2 protein-coding genes are annotated in these 2,179 nt (G+C 49.5%); both read left to right on the top strand.

Annotated elements, in window-relative coordinates:
- Positions 1–65: 65 nt before the first annotated feature.
- On the top strand, positions 66–536 hold the full coding sequence (locus V8L71_RS20505) for a hypothetical protein (RefSeq protein ID WP_336275319.1): 471 nt from the start codon (positions 66–68) through the stop codon (positions 534–536).
- Positions 533–2,083, top strand: coding sequence for an ATP-binding protein (locus tag V8L71_RS20500; protein ID WP_336275318.1), 1,551 nt, complete (start codon positions 533–535; stop codon positions 2,081–2,083). The genes V8L71_RS20505 and V8L71_RS20500 overlap by 4 nt, the downstream gene beginning before the upstream one ends.
- Positions 2,084–2,179 lie beyond the last annotated feature (96 nt).

Here is a 2,179-nt window from a genome sequence, read left to right as displayed (position 1 = left end):
AAACGGAATCGGTTGACCCATCGTGACCGCTCAGCGTACAAAACTCTCTCCAGCGTGAAGGCTGTGTGCAAATCGGTCACGATCACCGGAATGACCGGTCACGTTCGCCGGAATACGCAATCGTTAACCCGACAAAGTGGAAGTTCCACGAAACCGTTTACGAAGAGCACTACTACCAGATGTTACGGCTGCTCAGCTATGAGCTGGAAAAGCCCAATGCCGTGCTTATTACCTTCGGCTTTTCGTTTGCAGACGAACACATTCTCAACTTGGTCATGCGGTCACTGTCCAACCCTCGTTTGCAGGTTTTTGTGTGCTGCTTCAACAAGTCGGAGCACCTAACGATGGAAGATAGGTTTAAAAGCCATCGTAACGTCAAGTGCTTAGCCTTGGAAGACGAGGAGATGAGCTTCACCGCCTTCAATGAGCAGGTGCTGGCTTGGCCAGATGCGATAACATCAGCGCCGTTGGTATCTGGTGCTGGAGGGGCTGCCACTGATCTAAAAGCATCGCATGAGCTTGAGGATCTCATATGAGCATCCGCGTAGGCGAAGTTATTGCAGTACATGGTACCAAGCTAGTTCTTAAAATCGACGAGCAGTCTAGCAAAGAAACTCTTTTCTACGAGGGTGACAAATACAAGGGAGTGTCGATCCGCGAGTACCTGTCAATCCAGCGTGGATTCCGCGACATTATTTGCACGGTCGAGGGGGAATTCTTGGACGAAAGCCGGACAGAGTTCCGCGACGGCAAGCAAACCTTTGTCCGAAAAGTAGAGGCAAGACCCATAGGCTACTTCGACCAAACTGGTTTTAACCAAGGCATCAAGTTTCTGCCAATGATTCAAGACACTGCCCACCTGTTGTCCGAAGAAAGGATCAGATCCATCTTTGACCGCGAAGCCGATGGTGATTTCAAGATTGGGAAAATGCTCAAAGAGGAGATCGCAGTCGGACTACCGTGGAAGCACCTATTCAATGGCCACATCGGCATCTTTGGTAACACTGGGAGTGGTAAGTCCAACACGCTAGCTAAGTTATACACCGTTCTCTTTGACCAGAAATTGGCAGTAATCGCGGGCAAGAGCCGGTTCATCATCTTAGACTTTAACGGGGAGTACGGTGGCGAGCAGCTGACGTCGACCGACAACAAGACTCTTTATCATCTATCCACGCAGATAGCTCCAGATCTGGACGATCAAACGTCTCGATTCCCGTTGGCCCAAGAGGAATTTTGGGAGCTAGAGACATTGGCACTGCTTTTCCAAGCTACTACTAACACGCAGCGACCTTTCCTCAATCGGGTAATTTCAGGTAAGCAACGCTTCGGTGCAGATCCAGCGTCATTAGAGACTTACGCCAAAGCTAAGTTTAGGCAGTCTTTCTGTGCCGGTGAAGTTAAGCCCGCCACATTGGATCTGATGCGCACTGTTGGAAAGAAGATGGGCGACCAATTATTGCAAAACCTATTGAGCGATATCACTTGGCATCGCAACCAAGGTCGCTTCACTTATCACGGGGCATTCATCGATCCAGATGGCGTCAGGTATGATACGCACATTGCTCCAATTGTGGAGACTCTGCACGCTCAAGATGTCGATGAATTCGATCAGCTTGTGCTGAGGGTTAACCTACAGCTAATCGCTGATCTGAACGCAGGTTATGTTCAATTCGAACACATCCAGCCGCTGCTCAAGCGAGTCGAGTCCTCATTGGCTAGCCTTCGCAAGGTGCTAAGAATCTCTGAATTGCCGCCGGACGAACGGCTACTTACGGTCATCTCGATGCGTCGTTGCAATAACGAGTTGAAGAAAATTTTGCCGCTGCTTTTTGCCAAGCATTACTACAACAGCCATAAGTCTGTGGTTGCTAATCCGCCGAACCGTACCGTCCATCTTATTATCGACGAGGCGCACAATATTCTCTCAGATCAGTCGGCACGTGAAAGCGAAACGTGGAAGGATTATCGGCTTGAGCAGTTTGAAGAGATTATCAAAGAGGGGCGAAAATTCGGCATGTTCATCACTCTTGCCAGTCAGCGACCAGCCGACATATCGTCGATTGAATCGCCCCAGGTTTCGTAGACACCTCCAGGCCTTATACTAAAGGTATCTAGGAGGAACCATGAGCCATCCCCGCTACACTGAAGAATTCAAAATCGAAGCCGTCAAACAGGTGGT

This window comes from Vreelandella indica (genome assembly GCF_037070225.1).
GTDB classification, from domain to species: domain Bacteria; phylum Pseudomonadota; class Gammaproteobacteria; order Pseudomonadales; family Halomonadaceae; genus Vreelandella; species Vreelandella arctica.
This window is presented reverse-complemented; position numbering and strand designations above follow the sequence as displayed.